The 21,324-nt window shown below is 54.6% G+C and carries 17 protein-coding genes; 5 read left to right on the forward strand and 12 right to left on the reverse strand.

The window, feature by feature from the left end; translation table 11 throughout:
• Nucleotides 1–50: 50 nt before the first annotated feature.
• Nucleotides 51–2,069 carry an FAD-dependent oxidoreductase gene (locus HOV93_RS06430; RefSeq protein ID WP_207395657.1) on the forward strand — a complete coding sequence of 673 codons (2,019 nt, stop codon included), beginning with the start codon at nt 51–53 and terminating at the stop codon, nt 2,067–2,069.
• Here HOV93_RS06430 and HOV93_RS06435 read toward each other — a convergent pair.
• From HOV93_RS06435 to HOV93_RS06460, 6 genes are all read right to left on the reverse strand, one after another.
• Entirely contained in the window at nt 2,066–3,208 is a 1,143-nt protein-coding gene (locus HOV93_RS06435) for an ABC transporter permease (protein ID WP_207395658.1), read from the reverse strand. The genes HOV93_RS06430 and HOV93_RS06435 overlap by 4 nt on opposite strands.
• Nucleotides 3,201–3,899 (reverse strand): ABC transporter ATP-binding protein, encoded by a 699-nt coding sequence (locus tag HOV93_RS06440; protein ID WP_207395659.1) that lies wholly within the window; start codon nt 3,897–3,899, stop codon nt 3,201–3,203. Before HOV93_RS06440 ends, HOV93_RS06435 begins: the two co-directional genes overlap by 8 nt.
• Nucleotides 3,900–3,901: 2 nt before the next feature.
• A complete protein-coding gene (locus HOV93_RS06445; RefSeq protein ID WP_207395660.1) occupies nt 3,902–5,524 on the reverse strand; it encodes an efflux RND transporter periplasmic adaptor subunit in 1,623 nt (540 codons plus the stop codon).
• Nucleotides 5,525–5,527: 3 nt separating this feature from the next.
• Nucleotides 5,528–6,061: a hypothetical protein gene (locus HOV93_RS06450; RefSeq protein WP_235989897.1), complete on the reverse strand. Its 534-nt coding sequence runs from the start codon at nt 6,059–6,061 to the stop codon at nt 5,528–5,530.
• 30 nt (nt 6,062–6,091) lie between these two features.
• A complete protein-coding gene (locus HOV93_RS06455; RefSeq protein WP_235989898.1) occupies nt 6,092–7,258 on the reverse strand; it encodes an ABC transporter permease in 1,167 nt (388 codons plus the stop codon).
• A gap of 114 nt (nt 7,259–7,372) precedes the next feature.
• Nucleotides 7,373–7,780 (reverse strand): hypothetical protein, encoded by a 408-nt coding sequence (locus tag HOV93_RS06460; protein ID WP_207395661.1) that lies wholly within the window; start codon nt 7,778–7,780, stop codon nt 7,373–7,375.
• Nucleotides 7,781–8,107: 327 nt separating this feature from the next.
• Here HOV93_RS06460 and HOV93_RS06465 point away from each other — a divergent pair, with 327 nt between their 5' ends.
• From HOV93_RS06465 to HOV93_RS06480, 4 genes are all read left to right on the forward strand, one after another.
• The gene (locus HOV93_RS06465; RefSeq protein WP_207395662.1) at nt 8,108–9,277 is read left to right on the forward strand and encodes a XylR family transcriptional regulator; all 1,170 of its coding nucleotides are present in this window, start codon (nt 8,108–8,110) and stop codon (nt 9,275–9,277) included.
• 166 nt (nt 9,278–9,443) lie between these two features.
• Nucleotides 9,444–10,739: a Gfo/Idh/MocA family protein gene (locus HOV93_RS06470; protein WP_207395663.1), complete on the forward strand. Its 1,296-nt coding sequence runs from the start codon at nt 9,444–9,446 to the stop codon at nt 10,737–10,739.
• A gap of 34 nt (nt 10,740–10,773) precedes the next feature.
• The gene (locus HOV93_RS06475; protein ID WP_235989900.1) at nt 10,774–11,715 is read left to right on the forward strand and encodes a sugar phosphate isomerase/epimerase family protein; all 942 of its coding nucleotides are present in this window, start codon (nt 10,774–10,776) and stop codon (nt 11,713–11,715) included.
• Between the two features lies 1 nt (nt 11,716).
• A complete protein-coding gene (locus HOV93_RS06480) occupies nt 11,717–12,301 on the forward strand; it encodes a DJ-1/PfpI family protein (RefSeq protein ID WP_315853358.1) in 585 nt (194 codons plus the stop codon).
• Between the two features lie 2 nt (nt 12,302–12,303).
• On the opposite strand, the gene HOV93_RS06485 is transcribed toward HOV93_RS06480, so the two are convergent.
• The 6 genes from HOV93_RS06485 to HOV93_RS06510 all read right to left on the reverse strand — a co-directional run bounded on the left by HOV93_RS06485 (nt 12,304) and on the right by HOV93_RS06510 (nt 21,118).
• A complete protein-coding gene (locus tag HOV93_RS06485) occupies nt 12,304–15,438 on the reverse strand; it encodes a DUF6797 domain-containing protein (RefSeq protein WP_207395665.1) in 3,135 nt (1,044 codons plus the stop codon).
• 171 nt (nt 15,439–15,609) lie between these two features.
• Nucleotides 15,610–16,611: a GDP-mannose 4,6-dehydratase gene (gmd, locus tag HOV93_RS06490; protein ID WP_207395666.1), complete on the reverse strand. Its 1,002-nt coding sequence runs from the start codon at nt 16,609–16,611 to the stop codon at nt 15,610–15,612.
• Between the two features lie 109 nt (nt 16,612–16,720).
• The gene (locus HOV93_RS06495; protein ID WP_207395667.1) at nt 16,721–18,064 is read right to left on the reverse strand and encodes a glycosyltransferase family 4 protein; all 1,344 of its coding nucleotides are present in this window, start codon (nt 18,062–18,064) and stop codon (nt 16,721–16,723) included.
• 259 nt (nt 18,065–18,323) lie between these two features.
• Nucleotides 18,324–19,604 (reverse strand): NRAMP family divalent metal transporter, encoded by a 1,281-nt coding sequence (locus HOV93_RS06500; protein WP_207395668.1) that lies wholly within the window; start codon nt 19,602–19,604, stop codon nt 18,324–18,326.
• A 111-nt stretch (nt 19,605–19,715) separates the two neighbouring features.
• Nucleotides 19,716–20,114, reverse strand: a complete 399-nt coding sequence (locus HOV93_RS06505) for a hypothetical protein (protein WP_235989902.1) — start codon at nt 20,112–20,114, stop codon at nt 19,716–19,718.
• Between the two features lie 95 nt (nt 20,115–20,209).
• A complete protein-coding gene (locus HOV93_RS06510) occupies nt 20,210–21,118 on the reverse strand; it encodes a DUF1559 domain-containing protein (RefSeq protein ID WP_207395669.1) in 909 nt (302 codons plus the stop codon).
• Between the last annotated feature and the right edge of the window lie 206 nt (nt 21,119–21,324).

Consider the following 21,324-nt stretch of genomic DNA (forward strand, 5'->3'; position numbering starts at 1 on the left):
TGTAATAGAGAATCTGCATTCGCCCGTTTCCCCCCTCATGGCCACGCATCATGCATAAGACTTTTCTGCCAGCGTTCGTACTATTGGTTTTGGTGTTCGCCAGCCACGGCTTAGCTCAATCACTCCCGGAGCCAGCAATTGCAGGTCTGCGTTACTATTACCCACCGGCGAAGGTCGAGCCTCGTGAAATTGAAACTGACATTTGTGTCTACGGTGGAACTAGCGGTGGCGTGATTGCGGCGATCCAAGCGCGACGGATGGGTAAATCGGCAGTACTGCTTTCGTTCGGCAAGCATGTGGGTGGTTTAACAACCGGAGGGTTGAGCCATACCGATGGGGGCGGCCCCGATGTATGTGGCGGGCTTGCTCGCGAGTTCTACAGCCAGATTGGCCAAAGTCATTTCAAGCCGTCGGCAGCAGAAGACGTATACAAGAAGATGCTCAGCGATGCCGGGGTCGATGTGCATTACCTGGCACATCTTGATAAGGTCACCAAAGAGGGGACGCAGATCACTTCGATCGCGATGGAAGATGGTCTGGTCGTCAAGGCAAAGCAGTTCATCGACGCGACGTACGAAGGAGACCTCTTGGCCAGGGCAGGCGTCTCGTACGCGGTTGGTCGTGAAGCTAACAGCGTCTATGACGAAACGTACGACGGCATTCGTCAGCCTGGTACCGGCGGACACAATTTCTCGAAGGACATTGACCCTTACGTGAAGCCAGGCGATCCGGCGAGTGGATTGTTGCCGCGCATTGTCGCCGATGGAGGCGTCCCCGGCGAGGGTGATAAAGCGATTCAGGCCTATTGCTTCCGAATGCGACTGGTCAAAGGAGAGAACCGCCGACCGTTTCCCAAGCCCAATGTTTACGACACGCAGCAGTATGAAGTGCTGGCTCGGCTATTCGAGGCCGGGGCCGATCCTCGCATGGGTTGGTCGATCGATACCAATAATCATCATCTGTTCAGCGGTGCTTACTTCATTGACTTCGTCGGAGGAAATACCGATTGGCCGGAGGGAGATTGGGTGACGCGTGAGAAGGTGTTTCAAGACCACGCCAACTACCAAATTGGAGTGATGCACTTCCTGACGAATTCGCCGCGCGTGCCTCAGCAGTGGCGCAAGCGATTTGCGACCTATGGGTTGCCCACTGACGAGTATCAAGACACCAGCGGTTGGACGCATGAGCTTTATATCCGCGAAGGCCGCCGCATGCTGAGTGATTACGTGATGACCCAGGACAACTGCCAGGGTCACGAAGTTCCGGAAGATTCCATCGGGCTGGCGTCCTACAACATGGATTCGCATCATTGCCAGATGGTGGCGGTCGATGGTGCGATTCGCAACGAAGGCAATGTCGAGATTCGTGTTTCCCCTTACCCGATCGCCTATCGAGCGATCACCCCCAAAGCTTCTGAATGCACGAACCTGTTGGTTCCTGTCGCGTTGTCTTCCAGCCACATTGCGTTTGGCTCGATTCGCATGGAGCCGGTGTTCATGATTCTCGGTCAAAGCGCGGCGACGGCGGCCTCGCAGGCAATCGACGACAAGGTAACCGTGCAGAACGTGAAGTACGAACCGTTGGTCAAGCAGCTTCTGGCCGACGGTCAGATTGTCGAGCATCAAGGCGGGTCCGCTATCTCAATTAGCCCGAAGGGCTTGAAGGGAGTCGTCGTGGACGATCGCGACGCCAAACTTTCAGGCGAGTGGGTAGAGTCGAGCCACATTCGACCCTTCGTCGGTCGTGGCTATCGTCATGATGCCGATCAAGCCAAAGGTAAACGGACCGCAACGTTCGCCACGAAGCTCAAGCCGGGCCAGTACGAAGTTCGCCTGGCTTATTCCGCCAACAGCAATCGTGCCAGTAACTTGCCGGTGACGATTCAGCATGCCGATGGAAAGCATGAACTGGCCGTCAACCAACGCGAGAAACCAAGCCTCGATCAGATTTTCGTTTCGCTGGGAACATTTCGCTTTGAGGATCAAGGGGAAGTAGTTGTCAGCAACGCCGGAACCAACGGCCACGTGATTATCGACGCAGTCGTGTTTGTGCCTGTCGACGAAAGTTAAGAAGCGCGAAGTGCTCCGAGGATATCAACACGAGCCGCTTGCCATGCAGGCCATATGCCGGCGGCCAGGCCCGTTACGATGGCGACGGCCAGCGAAACGAGTATCAAGCGAACCGACGGCAAGAACGCCACGCTGACGGCCTCGGCCGAGACGGATAGACTGCTGAACTCTAGCGTCACAACCGCCAACGCAATGCCCAGTGCTCCACCGATCAAGCTCAGGATGATGCTCTCGGAAAGGACCAGGGCAAAGACCGTTCGTCCGGTGAACCCAAGCGTCTGAAAGACCGCGTGTTCCTTGATGCGATCTTGAACCGACATCACGGTCGTGGTCGAGACAAGCGACAGCACAATCACCACGCAGGCATAGCCAAGGTACTTCGACATCTCGACTAGCTGCGTCAAGTCGCCCAGGCTCTTGGCTTGGAAGACACCTTTGGGACGCGTATCCGTTTCGACGGAGCCTCCGCGAAACTTGTCGTCGATGGCCTCGCAGATCGCTAGTTGATCGGTGCCTGGTTTGAGAAGAACCTCGTGCTGGGTAACGGTCCCGACCAGGTTCATCCCTTTGCCACGCTGTAGAAACTCGAGATGAGAGTAGATATAGTTTTCTTCGGCTGGATCGGACGAAGTGAAGATGCCGGCAACCTGAACGGTCAGATCGCCAATCGAGAACTTATCGCCCACACCAATTTCGCGGCGTGATGCCACGGCGGTGCCAATGACGGCGGCGTCTTGGTGTTCTTCAAATTCGCTCCAGCTTCCCGCTTTCAATTGAAAGTCGCGTGCTTTGCGGATCTTATCTGGCGGAAGCCCATAAAAGACAATCACGTCTAAACTGGCGCGACAGTTGTTAGTAAAGACCTGAATCGGTATCACATCGTCGACGCCTGGGATCTTCTTGATTTGTTGTTGATAGTCTTGCGGTAAATGGCTGGTCGCCGGACAGAACTTGTTCCCTTGAAAGACAATCAGCGAGCCCTTGGCCGCTTGCCTGGCCTGCATGTCGGCCATCCCTTCTTGAACTGCCCCGACGAAGCAGAACACATACAAAGCGATCGCGGCACCGATACAGGTTAGCGCCGTCCGAGAGCGGTGTCTCCACAATGTTTTGAAGATCAGCGGAAAGAACTTAAGCATGTTCCACCTCGCGGTTGGTAGTTTCGACCAGCTTGCCGCGGTCGAGTTGAAACTGCCGATGCGCGACCATGGCTGCCGACCGATCATGCGTGACCATCAGAAGTGTGACACCAAGTTCCCGGTTCAAGCGACCGAGCAGATGCAAGATTTGTTCGGACGTTTCCGGGTCGAGGTCGCCGGTAGGTTCGTCAGCCACAACAACCAGGGGGTGATTTACAATTGCCCGAGCAATACCGACACGTTGTTCCTGGCCACCAGAGAGTTGCCGTGGATAATGACCCGCCCGATCGATCAGGTCAACTGCTTCCAAAGCGATGGTAACTCGCTGTCTCCGCTCGGCTCTTGACATGGGCAGTAGTAGCAGGGGAAGTTCGATGTTCTCGTAGGCGGTCAGCACGGGGACAAGGTTGTGCGTTTGAAACACATAACCTAGGTTCGCGGCACGCCACTTGGCCAGTTTAGTGCGGGAGAGCCGTGTGAGATCGGTTCCATCGACCAAAATGCGACCGGAGTTTGGGCGGTCGATCGTGGCGATCAGGTTCAAGAGCGTGCTCTTGCCGGTTCCGCTGGCACCCATCAACGACAGAAACTCGCCACGTTCGATTTCCAGCGATACGTCGTCCAGCGGCGTGATTGTTTCTTCGCCTTTGTGGTACTGCTTGGTCACGTTGCAGACTTCAATCAGTGGCATTGCTATTCTCCTTGCGGGGGAAGTCGGTTAAGCGTTGATCGAACAACACGGTCCTGCATCGCCCCAGCGGTTGACTCTTCTACTTCGTCCACCACTTCAATCGCGGCGTTCTCTTGAAGGTCAGACGCTGGATTGAAGATCAGGCGATCTCCCAGATTCAATCCTGACACGACCTCGGTCATAGAGCCGGAAGGGTTAGCGGCCACGGTTATCGATTTCTTGCGGGCCTTGCCGGCGGCTTGATCGGCCACCCATGCAAACGTTTGATCGTTCTCTCGGAGCACCATTTCCGTGGGGATATAGATTCGCATCTCCTCTTGGTAGGTGCCTGCTTTCTGCTCTACTTCAGGGGCCAGAAATGTGACGTCCACAAGCATCTCGGGCTTGAAATAGTTCGGTGGATTCGGCAAAGCGACTTTGACTTGCAGCGTATTCTTTTGAATGTCCGCTTCCGAACTGATGAACAGCACACGGCCGACGATCGGATTTTCGAGGGCCGGATTGTTGATGGTTACCTGTTGGTCGAGCGACACCTGAGGAATGTTCTCGAAACGCACATCGACGCGTACCTGAAGACTGTCCGGCCGATACATGGTCACGACGGTGCTGCTATCCGATTCGGTACTGCCGGTGGGCATCGTACCGAGGTGCGATCCCGGCGGGCTCAGCAAGCGATAGATTCGACCGGCAACCGGTGCCCTCACCACCATTCGGTCGAGAGCCAGTTTGGCTTGGGCGAGCGACACTTCGGTTTGACGCAAACGTGCCTTGGCGGCTTGAAGTTCAGCTTGGGCGGTGGCTTTTGCTTCTAATTCGTCGACTAGCAGATCGAGTCGTGTTTGGAGGGCCTCTTGCCGCTTGCTCCAGGCAACCTTTTCCGCTTGAAGCGTACCCTTACGTTGGACGAGTTCCTCTAGCGAAGCCTCGGCTGTGGTTAGTCGTGAGATGGCCTGATCGACGCTCGACTTGGAAACGGCGACGCCTGCATCGACTTTGCGCTGATGATCGATGTGGGCATACTCGCGCATCGCTTCAGCTCGACGAACCTCGAACGGTAGGTTTTGCAGCTGCGTATCGATCCGCGAAACCTGGGCCTGGGCTTCGGCCAGTTGCGCTTCCAGGTGAACCGGTTGTTCCACACGCACGTTCGCCGCATTGAGTGCCGCCTGGGACTGCTCGACTTCAGCCTGACGTAAATCACGATCCGCGACGGCGCGATCGTAGGATAGCTGATTGTCTTCCCGCACCAGGTGGGCGACAGGATCGCCTTTGCTGACGGCCTGGTCTTCTACCACAAGCAATTCTTCAATCACGCCGGGCGCAAGTGCGGCAACGCGAATCGGCGTCGGGCGCGGCTCGACCCAGCCGGCGGCCTGGAACAGGGGTGTTCCGGCCGACTGGATTTTCGCTCTCGAGGCAACCACCGGGACAACCTTCACCGGAGTGGCTGGGAATATGAGATCCCAGGCAGCCCACACAATCAGGGCTGCAAATCCGGTGACCAGCATGCCAGGAATCAGAACACGCGAAACGAAATGCCGCCGGGTAGGCAGATCAGAACTGCGCTGATCTGCCGTCGTTGCGCCTCGGTCGATCGCGAGTTGTTTCAGATCGACTTCTGCCATGGGTTATTTCCTCACGTAGAGACTATCGGCCAGAACGGTCAAGTTGCCTTCTTCGTCGCGTTGCGCTTTGCCACGCACGACGACGGTTTGCAGTTCGTCCAGTTTCAACGACTCACGAGCGTCTGCTTGGAGGACTTCGCCGTTTTCGTCAACAACCTTGATCAACGCCGTGGCACCGGGAAGCTTGTCGGTCGCGCAGCAATAGTCCCAAGGCTTTTCGCACGCATCACCAGGGATATCGCTACAGGCCTTAAGGGAAGGGTCGACGATAGAGAACGCGACGCGGCCATCGATCCACGGATTGGCCGACCCGCCGATGCGACCGACGACGGTCACTTCTTCGTCATCTTTGGCGGACTCACGAACCGCAATGACTTCCTGCGCGCCCTCAGGCTCGGAAGCGAGTAAGTACTTTGCCATTTCCGCCGAGGGTGGCGCATCGCTGTCGGCGGTCTTAGAAGCATCGTTAGAACTGGTGCAGCCGACAGCAAAGAGCGACAGTGCCGTGACGAGTACCAAAGAGAGAGTCGTTTTCATGTTCAACCTTTCAAAGTTGTGAAGTCGTACTTAAACCGATTTCAAGCCGTCGACCACCGGCATCCGTAAGGCACGGAAAGCAGGGGGAAGCGACCCTAGAAATCCCAATAAAAAACCTACCGTGCATCCGACAAGAATGCACACATTATCAATCCTGAGAGCAAACGCCCCCATGGTGAAACGCACTGAAGTTCCATTGAAGACCGTCAGTGCGATCAGCGTTGCCAGTAAACTGGCCGAGGCCGCCAAGAGGAGGCCTTCCTGGATTAAGCTGAGCAGGATGGCCCGGCGTACAAAGCCCAGGGTTTGCAACATAGCGAGTTCAGGGATACGCCCTACGACGGCCCCGTACATGGTGTTCAACCCGGCCAAAATTCCGGCTCCTGAGATCAAGAACACAACCAGCCACGCAAGCCAGCGGATGGGGCCATAGTCTCGCTGCAGCCCTGCGTAATATTCCGTTTCGCGTGCGGCTTGAAGCTCCAGGTCGAGTCGCTCTTTGCAAAAGAAATCGATCTCGCTGTAATCGCCTGAAGAGCTAAGTCGCAACGCCACCAGGCTTAAATCTTGCCGCTTCATCGATTGCTGAAGTTCATCGAGTCGGCACCAAACCTCCGATTCAAAGGCCCCACCGGTTGCGGAAAAAGTGCCAGCCACTTTCCAGGAACGTCCTTCAAAATAAACTTCATCGCCAGGGGTAATCGCGTCCATGTCGAGCCCCAGTTTGACTGCGGCCATCCGCCCGACCAGCACTTCGCCGGGGCCTGGCCAGGTACCACTCTCAAGCTGAATGCGGCTGCGAACCAGCAGAACCTCCGGCGTCACGCCGCGCACCAAGCCCATTGCCGGTTGGTCCATCGACGGGGTCGATACTTCGGTGCCCAGATAAAGCTCTGGCGAAACGTATTTCTTGCCTTGGCGTTCGCGGATGCCGGGAATACTTGCCGCGATCAAGTCGCTCGATCGCATCGGAATCGACGAGTATTCCATGTTCTCTCCCATACCCAGAGAGAAGATTAACACGGTGTCCGAGTCTCCACTGACTTGCAGGTTTTTCTCCAAACCGCGGATGAAGCCGACGACGATAAAAACCAGTAAAATCACCACCGTCAACGCGCCCAAGGTAAGCAAGGTGCGCATCGGTCGACGGAACAGATTTCGAATCGCGTAATCCCAGGCAAGGGGGCGAAACCACATGACGATACCCAACGCAGGGGTCAATCGAGCAAACGAGGCCTAACGAGATCATCCGCGCAGACGAATACCAGGCGGCAAGTTAAGACCTCACGATGCGAGAGAGCATCGGTCGATTTAGCAGGTTAGTGTCAGGAACAGCATACGCAGCTCGCGGCCTGAGCGAACGTGCTGATCGTGGAGAGAAGCATCGTATTTTCGCAATGTCGTCGACAGATCGAAAGTAACATGCGGAAACGCAGGATAAATGGCCAAGAATGCCAGCTCTGGCAAATCGATGCTGACGTTGTGACGTTCGTGAACGGCACCGTTGCAGATGCCTTGGCAGTCTTTTTGATGCGTGTCGGAACTGCCGGACTCGTCAGCACCCGATTTCGTAGTACTGGCCGGACAGCAGCAGCAAATAGGCGTAATGGCTTCCTGTCCGTTGGTCAGTTGCGAGCTTACACCATACCCCAGACCAACCACGCATGAGAGCGGGCAGTAAAGTAGTGCCAGGATGGTGAGTAATGAAATACTTCGCACAAACAGGGTTCCTTCTCTCTATCATTGTGCGCATCGAGTGGGTGTAAGGCAAGCTCACTTACTGCCCATGAGACGTTCTTTGGTTCACAACCACCGCGAAAACGTTAATGGATTGTCGTACTTTTACCGCCTGTAGGGAGCAACTTCCACGTGGTAAAGTAGGTCTGCCCCCCGAGAGCTGCAACAGCTGAAGCGTCGAACGTCAGGGATATTGTGTTTACTTGAACGAGTACGCACGATAGATACCGTTAACGCGCAACAAACACTTTGTGCCGGAACGTTCCCAGAATCTTGGGAGCAGATTTTGCACCATCTCTGACGCATCTCATGCCTGCTAAGACAGCTTCGCCACATGTCGCTTTGCTCATCGAAACGTCTCGGACCTATGGTCGAGAGCTATTAGACGGTGTGCGAAAGTATGTCGCCGAGCATGGTCCTTGGTCGCTGTTGGTAGAGTCTCGTTCGCTTGAGTCCCCTGCCCCGCCCTGGCTGCCGGTCTGGAGCGGAAACGGGATATTGACCCGCAGCGGATCGCAAGCGATGGTCGACTGCGTGAAACGAGCCAAGGTTCCGACGGTTGAATTACGTTCGACCCGCTTGAAGCATTCCTTTCCCTTTGTGGGCGTGAACAACTGTTCGTTGGGCAAGCTGGTAGCCGAGCACTTCTTGGAACGCGGCTTCCGCCACTTCGCTGTATATCAACTGGGGGCCGAGGAATATTTTCAGCAGCGCTGCGAGAACTTCGTGCAGACTGTCGCCGAAAATGGCTACGAAGCCTCTCGGTATAATCCCCTGAACCGTCGCGAGCAGCCGACCGAATGGGAGCAAGCTCAGAAGGAACTTGCGGAGTGGATTCATCGGCTCCCCAAGCCGGTCGGCGTGATGGCCTGTACCGATCAACTGGGTTTCTGGCTGTTGGATGCCTGCCGACGATGCGCGGCGATTGTACCGGAGGAGGTCGCGGTGGTCGGGGTCGAAAACGACGCTTCACTTTGCACAATGGGAACCACGCCTCTGTCGAGTGTCGAGCTGAACGGCACGGCGATTGGTTACCGGGCTGCCGAACTCTTAGAGCATTTGATGGATGGGGGCGAGCCTCCGAAGAAACCGATCTTGGTAGAACCGTTAGGAATCGTGACTAGGCTCTCGTCCGATATCGTGGCCCTGGACGATAAGGACCTGGCCAATGCGTTGCTCTTCATGCGGCAATATGCGTGCGAAGGTATTGGGGTCTCGGATGTGCTGAAGGCGGTCGCCATTTCTCGAAGTTCGTTAGAGCGTGGCCTGCGAAAGCTCTTGGGCCGCTCGCCGAACCAGGAACTAATTCGATTGAAGCTCTTGCGAGCTGAAGAAATGCTCACCCATACCGATCTAACGCTTTCAGTCATTGCCGAACGCTGCGGGTTTCGACGAACGCAACATCTGGCCGAAACATTCCGCGAGCTATACGGGACGCCACCGGGGCAATATCGCCAAGACCGCCGTAAGGCACGCTAACGCATAGGCACCGTGACAAAATAACGGTGCATGTAGACGCATTTGCGGATTGTGTCGGAAGATCGCAGGCATCACGATAGAAGCACCACGGAAACGAACGGAACCGGTTCGTCATGGGTCGCTTGTCTTGCTTTGCCTCATTCCTACGCCTGCCTGGAGTTGTGTTATGCCCCACTCGACACTTGATCGCCGTCAATGGATTACTCAAACCGCGGCAGCCGCTTCTGCCTCGATGGTCTTTGGGGCCGCTGCGACGCTGAGGGCGGCCGATAAGCCGCGAGATGTCAACAGTCGACTGAATATTGGGGCGATTGGCCTGCGATATCAAGGTTCGGTCATCACCGAGAAAGCCGCCGCCTATGGCAATGTGGTTGCTTTGGCCGATGTGGATCGCGACATCTTAGAGAAGGCCAACTCTGACTTTGGCGGAAAGTCTGCGTTGATGGAGGACTACCGCGACCTGCTCGCTCGCGATGATGTGGACGTCGTCATGATCGGCACTCCCGATCACTGGCACACGAAAATGGTGATCGATGCTTGTCGCGCCGGTAAAGATGTCTACTGCGAGAAGCCGCTCACGCTAACCATCGATGAAGGCAAAAAGCTACGCGAAATCGTCCAAGAAACGGGCCGTGTTGTGCAAGTGGGCTCGTGGCAGCGGAGCGACATTCGTTTTCGCACCGCAGTCGAAATGGTCCAGCAAGGCTGGGTGGGCAAGCTCGAAAAAGTGGACATCGTCTTAGGCAAAAACAAGACGGGTGGCCCCTTCGAGACAGAGCCGGTTCCTAAGACGTTCAACTGGGATCTGTGGCAAGGCCAGACCCCGGACGTGCCGTACATCTCGGAACGTTCCCACTACACTTTTCGCTGGTGGTATGAATACAGTGGGGGACAGATGACCGACTGGGGTGCTCACCATATTGATATCGGCCAGTGGGGAGCCGGAGGCCTTCCGGTTGAAATCGAAGGGACGGCGAAGATGCCGTCGGTCGAAAATGGCTACAACGTGGCAATCGATTATCATGTCAAATATAAGCTCGACAACGGCGTTGTAATGACGGTCTCGGACGAGGGACGCAACGGTGTGATGTTCACCGGCGACCAGGGACGTATCTTCGTGAATCGGGGGACACTTGATGGTGCCCCGACTAAGCGAAAGCTGTCGCGTGAGGACTTCGTGCTCTATGATTTCGATAACCTCGAGCGTCCTGAGCGGGCCGGGAAGCTTGATGCGATTATCAATCATATGGGGAACTTCTTCGATTGCGTCGCATCGCGAAAGACGCCTATTTCCGATATCGAAGGCCAGCATCGTAGCGTCAGTACATGCCACCTGGGGAACATCTCGATGCGACTAGGGCGAAAGCTGGCTTGGAATGCCAAGAGTGAGACATTTGATCACGACGAGGAAGCGAACCAGCACCTGAGCCGCGTTCAGCGTGCCGGTTACGAGACCGTTTAAAACCTTCCATTGCCTGCCAACTGAAGACATAACCATGAATACTAAGCCTACGATGAACCGTCGTACCTTCCAAAAGCTTGCCGCCGGCTTTGTGGGTACGGCTTGGACCTCCTCCTTGCTGGCAGCGGCCAGCAAGTTTCAACTGAATTACATGCTTCCTTCCTGCATGTACGGCTACAGCAAGTTGGAAGAGATTCTTCCTGAGGCCAAGAAGATCGGGGCTACGCACATCGATATTTGGCCCAAGGTCCACGGGGATCAACGCGAGCAAATCGAAGCGATGGGTGAGGACCGTTTCGCATCGCTGCTGGAAGCGAACAACGTGAAGCTTGGCTGTATCACGCAGTACAAGCTTGGCCCTTTCGGTTTGCAAAGCGAGATGCCGCTGGCCAAGCGATTCGGTTGTCCCTTGATGATTGCCGGCGGCGCAGGGCCCAAGGATGTCAAAGGCCCTGAATTAAAGAAGGCGGTGGCGACATTTATTGAAAAGATGAAGCCCCATCTGGAAGTTGCCGAGGAACATGGAGTCACGATTGCGATCGAGAACCATGCAAACAATTTGATCGATTCGCCTGACTCGCTACGATGGTTGCTAGAGCTTCGTCCATCAAAAAGTCTGGCGATTGCGTATGCCCCCTATCATCTCCCGCAGGATGAAAAGCAACAGGCTGGCCTCATTGGTGAACTGGCCGAAGGCATACAGATGTTCTATGCCTGGCAGCATGGAGCAGGCTCGCACAAGCCCATGCCTGTCGAGCAGCAATTGCTACAGATGCCTGGTCGTGGCCCGCTCGATTTTCAACCACTCCTGGCAGCCCTGGCGGATGTAAAGTATCAAGGATGGACCGAGGTGTTCATGCACCCGTTTCCTCGTGGGATTCCCATCTTGCCTACCGTTGCAGAAACGACCGCCGAGATCGTGCGGGGGCGAGATTACCTAAATCAATGTATTTCCAGCCTGAATGAAGGAAGCTAACGTGTCGGACAAAGTATTAATTATTGTGGGTGACGCTTCCGAGACGCTCGACACGATGTATCCCTACTATCGGCTTCAAGAGGGCGGATTCGATCCGGTAGTCGCGGGGCCTCAGCGGGGAACGTTTCAGATGGTGATGCACGAGGTCAAACCAGGCTGGACGATCACCAAAGAGTGGGAAGGCTACACGATTGAAGCCCAGATCGCTTTTTCCGAAATCGTTCCGGAAGACTACGCCGGAATTATGATCAGCGGAGGTCGTGCCCCGGAATACATTCGCTACGACGAACACCTGATCGAAGCCACTTGCTGGTTTATGGATCACGAGAAGCCAGTTGCGTCAGTATGCCATGGGGTCGAGGTGCTGGCCTACGCCGATCGGGTACGTGACCGCCGGATGGCCACGGTTCCAAAATGTAAGTTCGACTTGGAAGTGTGCGGCGGTATCTTCGTCGACGAACCTTGCGTGGTCGATGGAAACCTCGTCAGCGGTCGCACCTTCCATGACAACGGCCGCTACTTCGGAGCATTTATGGACTTGCTAGAAAAGTCACGTACCGCAGCGACCAACGGGGTCGGCGCGTAATTCTACTGCACGACCAGCACGCCGTTCATTACCATCCAGTGCCCTGGGAAGCTACAGAAGTAGGGATAGCGTCCCGGCTTCTCAGGGGCTTGGAAGTAGATGGTAAACTGCTTCTGCGGGTCGACGATGTCGGTATATGCCAGTACGGCCTCGGAATCAGGCACGTACTGATTTAGGGCCGCTTCAGGATCGGCTACCAGTTTATTGGCCAAATCACCTACCGTGGCCAACGTACCAGGCTCGAGAAGCACCCAGTTGTGCGGCACGACGTCTGGGTTAACGAACGTTAGCTGAATCAGTTCACCAGCGTTGGCTTCGAGTTCCGACGTCGAATAGGTCAAGTTCTTTCCGGCTTCGATTTGAAGTTTGCGGACTGGTTCGGTTGCTGGTTTCTTCTGCCAAGGGTTGGGTTTGCGATTTCCCAGAAGTGCCAGATCGCGCAGCAATGGGTGGGCCGCAATTACTTTCTCGCTCGACTGATCATAGGGAATGCCATCGAAGGGGTGATCTAGTTTGTGAACCGTGACGAATAATTCCTGCGGGCTGCCTGAGTCGACTTTGAGTAAGAGATGCAACTGGTTTACCGGTTGCAAGTCAGGCATCTCGACGAAGATTGTCTTTTCGTTGATCGGGTGAACGCACGCGATTTCGACTGCTTCGTGACCGACGACATTGGGATGGCTCGGAGCTAGTTCAGGCGAACCGTATCCCGGTCCATACCGATAGTTCCAGGCCTGGGCGAAATGATGCTTCGAACTTTGCACGATTTTGTGGTCGATGGGCTCTTGGTACTCGATCAAAACGCCATTCTCGTGCACGTGAAAGCGGACCGGCATCTGCATTGGTTTGCTGGTGTATCTCACCCGGTGCAGGCAGCCATCGTCAGGCGTGTACGATCCCCAGCCGGCCATTCCGCTGATATAAAGTTGCCCGTCGGCCGGATTGGTCGCCGCGCGATGTGCTCCAGAACGAAACTCACCGGCAAGTGGCATTACCGCGCCTTGATCTTGACCATCGACTTCATCGCGAAGAACCAGGAAATGCGTTCCCATCCCAAACGAAGTATGGATGAGGTGATCCTTCAGTGGGCCAAATCTCGGATCGGAATTGATCGCCTGACCTCCACTGCTGTTATCAAGACCACGCGGCATGTAAATCAGCGGGAGCGAGGGGACTTGGCCGTTTTTAGGTCCGCGATAGCCAAAGTGAGCGACTTCCTTCTGGCTCGGATCCACTAGACAGACCATCGAAGCAGGCGTCCATGCTCCTTCGCTGCAAGGAACCGTCACCTTGCCGTCTAACGTGATCGCCAAGCCGTCCGGGTTTCGAAAACCGGTGGCGAGAACTTCGACCTGTTGGCCATCTGCGGAAATGCGAAGCAGTCCATCCTTGCCAGAGGCGGTGTAGAAGCGTCCTTGTGCATCGATTTCTAGCCCGCATGTGTAATCGTGCCCGCCGGGGGACGTCGCGAAGAGGTTCGAGAAACACTCGTAGAAGTCCGCCTCTTGGTCATCGTTGTGATCGACCAACCGTGTGATTTGATCCCGCCCTAAGACATAAATTTCGTTGTCTCGTACGGCAACGCCCAGTGGTTGATGAAGCCCGGTGGCGAAGCGTTTCCAGTGGATTTCATCCAGATCGGCGTCCAGGCCTGAGGCAAGCCAAACATCTCCGGTCATCGTCGCCAGGACGGCTGTCCCATCTTGCAGGAAGTCGTGGTCACCGACGAACATCAACGTTCCACAAGGATTGTCCTGCGGCAACTCGATGGTGTCGATCGCGTAGGGCAAGTCGTCGTTACCGAGCCTGCCTTGGGTAACCAGATTCTGGGGCCACTGGGTTGGGGGCGTCTTGATTTCGCTGGCCAATGGATGCTCGCTCGCAGGCGAAATGGTGCGCGAGAACTTGCCATCTTTCACCCAAGGCGCGTCGAGCATTTCGGTGTCGCCAATTCGATACGAAAAGACAATCCGAGGTCCAACGCGATAGTAGCCATGATATTGAAATGGCTGAGCAGGCTGCTTCTGCTTGGGATGGTCGACGATCGGTCCTGCGGGGCGAAGGCCGTCCATGAAACCGTGTCGGACGTCAGAAAACCGAACGAAACCATCTCGCCAAACGGCCTCGTACGTCAAGGTCTCAGGATCGAAACAAGCCGACAACTCTCCCTCGTCCCCGAGCTGAACACAGATACCCTTGGTGATGGCTTTTCCAGGAAGGTGAGTGACACCGGCGAGTACCGGCGACTTATTTCGCTGGCTCCAGCGAGCATCTTTCCAGAGTGCTTCGTTTTGGTTGCCCCAGTGTCCGAACTTCCCACCGTCGAGCCCCGGAAACGCTGGCAACAGGTGCCAATGCCGACTCTCGGAAGTGAAGTGTATTGCCTGTTTGCGATAGAAATCATAGATGCGATTTCGATTGACGTTCTCTTGCCACAAATTCCAAAGAGCGGGCGTGAGTGGATCTCGATCAAACGCAAACGCGGCGGGGTGGTCAGCCTGGTGGACCAACGTAGATAGTTCTTTGTCCTGATCGAGATCAAGGAGAAAGCGAAGGAGGTCGCGACGCTGCGAAGGGCTCATCGCAGTGGCCATCCCCGCCGGCATGAGAGAGCCCATCGCGCGGGACTGCTCGATATCCTCTTTCGTGAGCGAGATCGTTTTCTGCGTTGCCGGATCGAAGGCTTCGAGTGCCTTGTCGGTTTCGCCTCGTTTGTACCCTTGGACGATCTGACCGTCGGTCAATTGAAAGAGCCACGACGTATATTCTGGCTTGACGGTTTGATTGGGCCACAAGACGGCCTCGGCGATTTGATCCGGCGTTAGACGTTTATTCACATCGTTCAGAGAAGGCCCAACGTTTCCTCCCATTTGACCGACCTGGTGGCACGACAGGCAGGCGTACTTCGCAGAGCGAAACACGCTCATTCCGCGTGTGGCATTGCCGTCGGACTTAGCCAGCTTCGTGAGATCGCGGCAATATTGATCATCAAAAGTTTCAGGCAGCGGTTTCGATATCGCAACGCCTGGATCGCCGCAGAACTCATCCGGGACTTGGCCCAGCAGATACGGTTGTCCAAGTGACCATGTGAGGATGAAAAGAAGTATGAGGGTGACTCGTTTCCAGCGGATAAGCATCGTGGGCACCATAAGTTGCCAGTTTCGAGGGAGGGGAGCAAAGTGGCGGGAAAATGCGAGAACGTGCAGTATAACCACTCGTATTAGCGACACACAAAAAAAGCCGGGAAACGCAAAGCTCTGCGTAACCCGGCTTAATGGATCGGATGCTCGTTGGCTGAAATTCGTGCTCTAGGCAGACTTGCGCAGAACGTTCAGGCTGGTGCTTGCCTGAGCCGATAGTCGCTGCAGGTCGTGGTCGACCATTCGCTCGACGAGTTCTTGGAAAGGCATCTGAGGCGTCCAGTTCAATTCCTCTTGTGCCTTCTTAGGATCGGCCAGCAAGAGATCGACTTCCGCTGGGCGGTAGAACTTGGGATCGATTACCACGTGATTTTCCCAGTTCAGGCCTACGCGGTCGAACGCGATTTGAACAAAGTCGCCGACGCGGTACGTTTCGCCGGTTCCAATTACGTAGTCGACCGGTTGGTCTTGCTGCAGCATCAGCCACATTGCTTCTACGTAGTCGCCAGCGAATCCCCAGTCACGCCGAGCGTCGAGATTGCCTAAGCGAACCTCGGTGGCGAGACCCAGCTTGATACGTGCGACGGCATCGCTGATCTTACGCGTGACAAACTCGAGGCCGCGTCGGGGCGACTCATGATTGAATAATATCCCACCGCAGGCATACATGTCGTAGCTTTCGCGGTAATTGATCGTCATCCAGTGACCGTAGGCCTTGGCGACACCATAGGGGCTGCGAGGATGCAGCGGGGTCGTTTCTCGTTGCGGTGTCTCGTGGACTTTGCCGAACATTTCACTGCTACTGGCCTGATAGAAGCGAATCGACGTATCGACCATGCGGATCGCTTCTAAGAGGCGAGTCACGCCCAGGCCGGTGACTTCGGCGGTCAAGATTGGCTGATCCCAGCTACTGCCAACGAAGCTTTGGGCCGCCAGATTGTAAACTTCGGTCGGCTTGACCTTCGCAACCAAGCGTTCTAGCGATGCTTGATCGAGCAGGTCGGTGCAGTGCAGCTCGATCTTATCTTGGAGGTGTTCGATGCGTTCGAAGGCATTGGTACTGCTTCGGCGAAAACAGCCGTGTACCTGGTAGCCCTTTTCGAGAAGAAATTCAGCAAGATACGAACCATCCTGGCCCGTGATTCCGGTAATCAGAGCGATATTCGACATGACAATTTCTACGCCTTCTTTGCGTGATAGGAGACCATCCGTGGAAAGGCAAAGATAGCGGAAGTCGCCGTTAGATAAAATGCCAATTGGTATCTAAAATACTTCGAACTTAGGCAGCTTGAGAAGCATTGGCCAAGCGGGAGTCCTGTACGTTGCTTGCCAACTGATTCACCGTGTTGACAAGTTTGGGAAAGACGGCTTTCCAGGGCTCATTTTTTACGGTGATATTCGGTTCAGACTCCCAGCCACGATCATTTTCGAAGTCCACGATCTGCTGTTGGAGATCGGATGGATTGTCGAGCGAAAAGAAGTTGGCTCCACTGCCAGCAACTTCGCGAAATATCGGTATATCGCTCGCAAATACATGCAAGCCATGGTGTTGTGCCTCGACGATCGGCAGGCCAAAACCTTCAGCTTTGGAAGAGAAGAGGAAGGCCTTGCTTTTCTGATAGATGTAATTCAGAGCATCGTCGTTGATATTGTTTAGCAAATGGAGACGTTTGCCAGCTTCAGGATGATTGGCAATTCGCTCGATCAAGTCGTCGCATTTCCAGCCGACGCGACCAACAAGTGCTAGCGAGACATCTTGGCCTTCATTCCAGAGAAGCTCGAAGGCATCGAGGAGGTAGTGATGGTTTTTGCGAATCTCGATTGTCGAGACCATCAAATACGGAGCTTTCGCACGATCAGAAAAGAGCTTACGGACGTTAGCAGGAACGCGCGAATAAGTAATTGGATTGATCGGACGAATATCACAACCCAAGCGAACATGGCCGACATGTGATTTGTCGAGCGCGGCGTTCTGTTCCTGAGCGAAAAGCCATAAATCGTCTTCGGCAGCTTGAGCATCTCCTAGAAAGAAATCAATCGAATGCACAAGCCGTTCGGCCCAGTTGGTGAATGTATTGCGTAGCCCTTCGTCAAAAAACTCGGGATACCGAATCGGGATGAGGTCATGGACCATCGCTCCGACAAGAGCCCCGTTCAGTCGAGCGTCGTGAATCGTATCGAACATCTCTGGCAAATCCCACCAGGAATCCGGCATCAAGATCACGTCCCCAGGGCCTGGGTTCACAGCTACGGGTTTAGGACGCATCTTCCGAAGCATATTTCTTGCCGCACGATCGATCGTCCGTGGGTAAAGAAGCTTTCGGATTCTCGTGCCTAATTTGTTCAATGCCAGTCGCGAAGAAGTACCGAGCATATCGGGGACAAGGTTCTGGCAGAAAGTAGTCCAGTCTGTTCTTGATTTGCGGTATCCGCGTGCCGCACACCACCGATCAACGTGTACGAACTGCCCGTTAAGATTGACAACCGGAAGGCATTCGACTTTGGATTCCGGATTCGCAGAATACGCTAACGACTCTCGAGCCAGGCTGCGAACAACACGCTGAATCCCGGTGTGATAATCTTGCGAAGCGGTATGGGTAATGTCGATAAGTAGCCGACGCATCGAAGTGTTCATCCGTAAACTCAATCCGTTTTTGCCACACAAGTTTCTGTCCGAGAAACGGCAAAGGTGAACTTAGCAGACCGAGGATTAGGGAAAAAGACCAAACCTTTTCCCTGCAAGCGAGTTAGAAATGCTCTGCGGCAGGTGAGCTCGAAAGATTCCGCCAGACATGTTCAGACATGCAGGTCGTGGCTTAAGCCCTTGCAGGCAAACTGTTTAGGTTTGGTGGCAAGGGCTGTTCCGCGAGTGTCGGTCTTGGTTAGCTGCTAAACCGCTCGACCAGCGAGAATACCATCCGCCCTGAAAGCAGGACTGCGATAATCAGCGAGCAGGTCGCGATAGTGCATGCCGGGACTTTCAGCTTGGTGGGCGGAAGCTTCATCGCCAGGAAGAGCATCGCAAAAGCGAGCAGCGGGACACCGATTACGGTGAGCGCCTGAGCGAAGACGATCAGGGAGACGCTGGAAAGCCCTAGCCAATTGATCGCGATGGCAAACAGCATGCCCACGCTCAGGCCGACCACCGTCAGGGCCTTCACAGGCTGATCTTTCACACTAGCGGACATCCCTAGGCTATCGCTCAAGGCCGTTCCGCCGATCAACGCATTGACCAATAGCGAACTAAACGCACCGGCAGAGATCCCAATGCAGAACATGAACTTGGCTCTCGGTCCGATCAGCGGCTCCAGTTGTTTGGCAACGTCGGTGATGCTGGTCAGTTGGGCTCCTTGCAGGACTGCAGCGGAAGTCACCATGATCATGAAGCTGATTCCCCCGAGTACGGCGATACCAACGATTGCGTCGACGATGCCATTGGCCAGGTTATCCCGCGACCAGTTTTTTTCACGCACACCATAGATTTGATAGAACGCTCCGGCGATGGAAAACGTGGTGCCAAACATTCCCAGCAGCATCACAATGTTATCGGAAGAGTCCTCGCCACCTGGTAATGAAGGGATAAGGCCACCGAGGATCTTGGAGATCGACGGCTGAACGACCGCCAGATTCACCACGAACCCCAGCAGCATGATCCCGACCATAACCATCATCATCTTTTCAATAAATCGGTAGGGAGTGCTACTGCCATACAGTGCCCACACCAAGCCAGCATTAACCAAAACGATGGCGAGCAGCGAAATCCACCAGGCCGAAGCACCCGTTCCGGCACTCTCGGTCGCGATGTTAATCACATCGATGATGGCCAAGTTGTTCGTAAATTGAAAACAGCTAGTGATCAGGAAGAAGACGATACCAATCACTACAGAAACGGGCCGACCTAGTCGGTTGGCGATTTCCGAGAACGGCGTCCGCTCGAAGCTTGTACCGATGATCGCTGCCAGAAAAACGGTGAGCGCCATGAATACCGAGGCCAATGCTAGGACCCAGATCATGCTGTAACCGTAGACCGCACCCACCTTCGAGTTCGATAAGATGCTACCTGGCCCAAGGACCACCGAGGCGACAACAATTGCCGGACCAATTGCTTTGACAATTCTCAGGAAGGAAAGTTGCTTCTGGCTCTCGGCCGCCGCTTCTGACATAGGACTAACTAGCTTTCATGCGAATAGATCGGCGGTGAAGCAGTATTCATCGCCGACCTAAAGTTGGATTCAGGGAGGGGGTGTTATTATGGCTGATCGAGGACGAAAGTTTCAAAGGGGAAAGTCAACGACATTGTCCCCGGGTTCGACGTCCACAGTAAGACCCGACTTGCGATCGCTGCTGAATTTCTCAGGCAGGATTGCCTCGACCGGCTTTTCAGGGCCGTGATCGATAAAAGCAGAGATCATAACGCGATGTTTTCCAAGAGGTACACCAGGACCGAACGCCTCGGTTCCGGCGACGTATGTTCCATCTTCTTGAATTTCTGCGTAGGCCGTAAGCGAGCCTTCTTTCTCCGGAATAAATACGATGGTTCCCGCTGGCAGGGTCTTACCGTTGTAGGTAACTGTTCCTGAGACCTGCCCCGTTTCAGGCCCTGCCTGACCACAACCGGTTAGAAGTGCCACCAAAAAGAGATAGGGAATTGTTGTCCAGATAAACCTTTTCATGACGTAATCACTTCACCGTAGGAAGAACAAACAGAAGAGAAGAAAAGAGATCGTCGTCCAAGCAAGGTTAGACGACGATCGTTGATAATCGAGCGTTACAGTTCTGAAACAACCTCTCCGTTGCTACGGGTGGCGGTCGCTTTAAGGGTATCCAGAGGCATCGTTTCCGTCAGGAACTTGACGCTTCCATCGCACATGACAAACATGGCCCCGCCAGGATGATGACTCGAGAACGGCGTCACATTGGTTCCATAGGAACCTGGGTAATTAATCGGGTAACGAACCATCTTGTGATCAATCAACAGTCGATCGGTATTAGAATAGGTAGTCGAACCCCACGTCCATGGCTTCAGGCCGCCAAACCCAGTGTTGCTGATCTTAGAAGTTTCGCCCAGGAGGAACGTGTTGGTCGTTCCGTCAGTAATATCGCCAAACCGAGTTCGGCTTTGAGGATAGATAATGCCTGACTTTGAATAACCATCCCCAGATGTGATGGCAGCGACGAAATCAGTATCTACTGAGCCTGAGTTACCCCGATAATGCAGACCGCCTTGGATATCTTGGTATGGAAAATTCGTCGTAACGGACTGGTCGGAAGAAAGTTCACCCAGTGGTGACGACGGACAGGTAATTCCCGGTACGGCGCCAAAAATCGGATTGTCTTGATTATGACTGCGGTAAGGACTACGCGTCATCATGTAGTCCTTACTGATCGCTTCCATTGCTTCGTAACGAGTACCTTGCTCGATGAAGGGGAAAATCCGAGGGACCCAACCCACGGCGTAGAACTGCCACGAAGTATCTCCGCCGGTCATGAATCGCCCGTAGGTGTCGTGGTAGTTATGAAATGCCAAGCCCAACTGCTTTAAGTTATTGCTGCATTGCATGCGTCGGGCAGCCTCGCGAGCCTGTTGAACGGCCGGCAAAAGCAAAGCAATCAGCACGCCAATAATAGCGATAACCACCAGAAGCTCTACAAGCGTGAATCCGCGTTTTCGATTCATAGTGAAACCTTAAATAGGGAAGGAAGAGAGCTGACTTTGCAGTACAAAAGGCACATGATGTCAGCTGATATCACACTGTCCAAAAAAAAGCATGAAGAAATTTGAAAAGGGCAGTCGTGACCGTGTTCTCGATTCATTCATACTGTATGCCTGAACCCTTAACGCAAAGGGTGCGCCACAAACGTGCGAATCAAACAAACCAACGC

The sequence above is a fragment of the Bremerella alba genome (assembly GCF_013618625.1).
Taxonomy (GTDB): Bacteria; Planctomycetota; Planctomycetia; order Pirellulales; family Pirellulaceae; genus Bremerella; species Bremerella alba.

What these genes read in the sequence shown, in the direction of transcription:
- HOV93_RS06430 (WP_207395657.1), top strand. Translation starts at nt 51, where the DNA reads ATGCATAAGACTTTTCTGCCAGCGTTCGTACTATTGGTTTTGGTGTTC.
- HOV93_RS06435 (WP_207395658.1), bottom strand. Translation starts at nt 3,208, where the DNA reads ATGCTTAAGTTCTTTCCGCTGATCTTCAAAACATTGTGGAGACACCGC.
- HOV93_RS06440 (WP_207395659.1), bottom strand. Translation starts at nt 3,899, where the DNA reads ATGCCACTGATTGAAGTCTGCAACGTGACCAAGCAGTACCACAAAGGC.
- HOV93_RS06445 (WP_207395660.1), bottom strand. Translation starts at nt 5,524, where the DNA reads ATGGCAGAAGTCGATCTGAAACAACTCGCGATCGACCGAGGCGCAACG.
- HOV93_RS06450 (WP_235989897.1), bottom strand. Translation starts at nt 6,061, where the DNA reads ATGAAAACGACTCTCTCTTTGGTACTCGTCACGGCACTGTCGCTCTTT.
- HOV93_RS06455 (WP_235989898.1), bottom strand. Translation starts at nt 7,258, where the DNA reads ATGTGGTTTCGCCCCCTTGCCTGGGATTACGCGATTCGAAATCTGTTC.
- HOV93_RS06465 (WP_207395662.1), top strand. Translation starts at nt 8,108, where the DNA reads ATGCCTGCTAAGACAGCTTCGCCACATGTCGCTTTGCTCATCGAAACG.
- HOV93_RS06470 (WP_207395663.1), top strand. Translation starts at nt 9,444, where the DNA reads ATGCCCCACTCGACACTTGATCGCCGTCAATGGATTACTCAAACCGCG.
- HOV93_RS06475 (WP_235989900.1), top strand. Translation starts at nt 10,774, where the DNA reads ATGAATACTAAGCCTACGATGAACCGTCGTACCTTCCAAAAGCTTGCC.
- HOV93_RS06485 (WP_207395665.1), bottom strand. Translation starts at nt 15,438, where the DNA reads ATGCTTATCCGCTGGAAACGAGTCACCCTCATACTTCTTTTCATCCTC.
- gmd (WP_207395666.1), bottom strand. Translation starts at nt 16,611, where the DNA reads ATGTCGAATATCGCTCTGATTACCGGAATCACGGGCCAGGATGGTTCG.
- HOV93_RS06495 (WP_207395667.1), bottom strand. Translation starts at nt 18,064, where the DNA reads ATGCGTCGGCTACTTATCGACATTACCCATACCGCTTCGCAAGATTAT.
- HOV93_RS06500 (WP_207395668.1), bottom strand. Translation starts at nt 19,604, where the DNA reads ATGTCAGAAGCGGCGGCCGAGAGCCAGAAGCAACTTTCCTTCCTGAGA.
- HOV93_RS06505 (WP_235989902.1), bottom strand. Translation starts at nt 20,114, where the DNA reads ATGAAAAGGTTTATCTGGACAACAATTCCCTATCTCTTTTTGGTGGCA.
- HOV93_RS06510 (WP_207395669.1), bottom strand. Translation starts at nt 21,118, where the DNA reads ATGAATCGAAAACGCGGATTCACGCTTGTAGAGCTTCTGGTGGTTATC.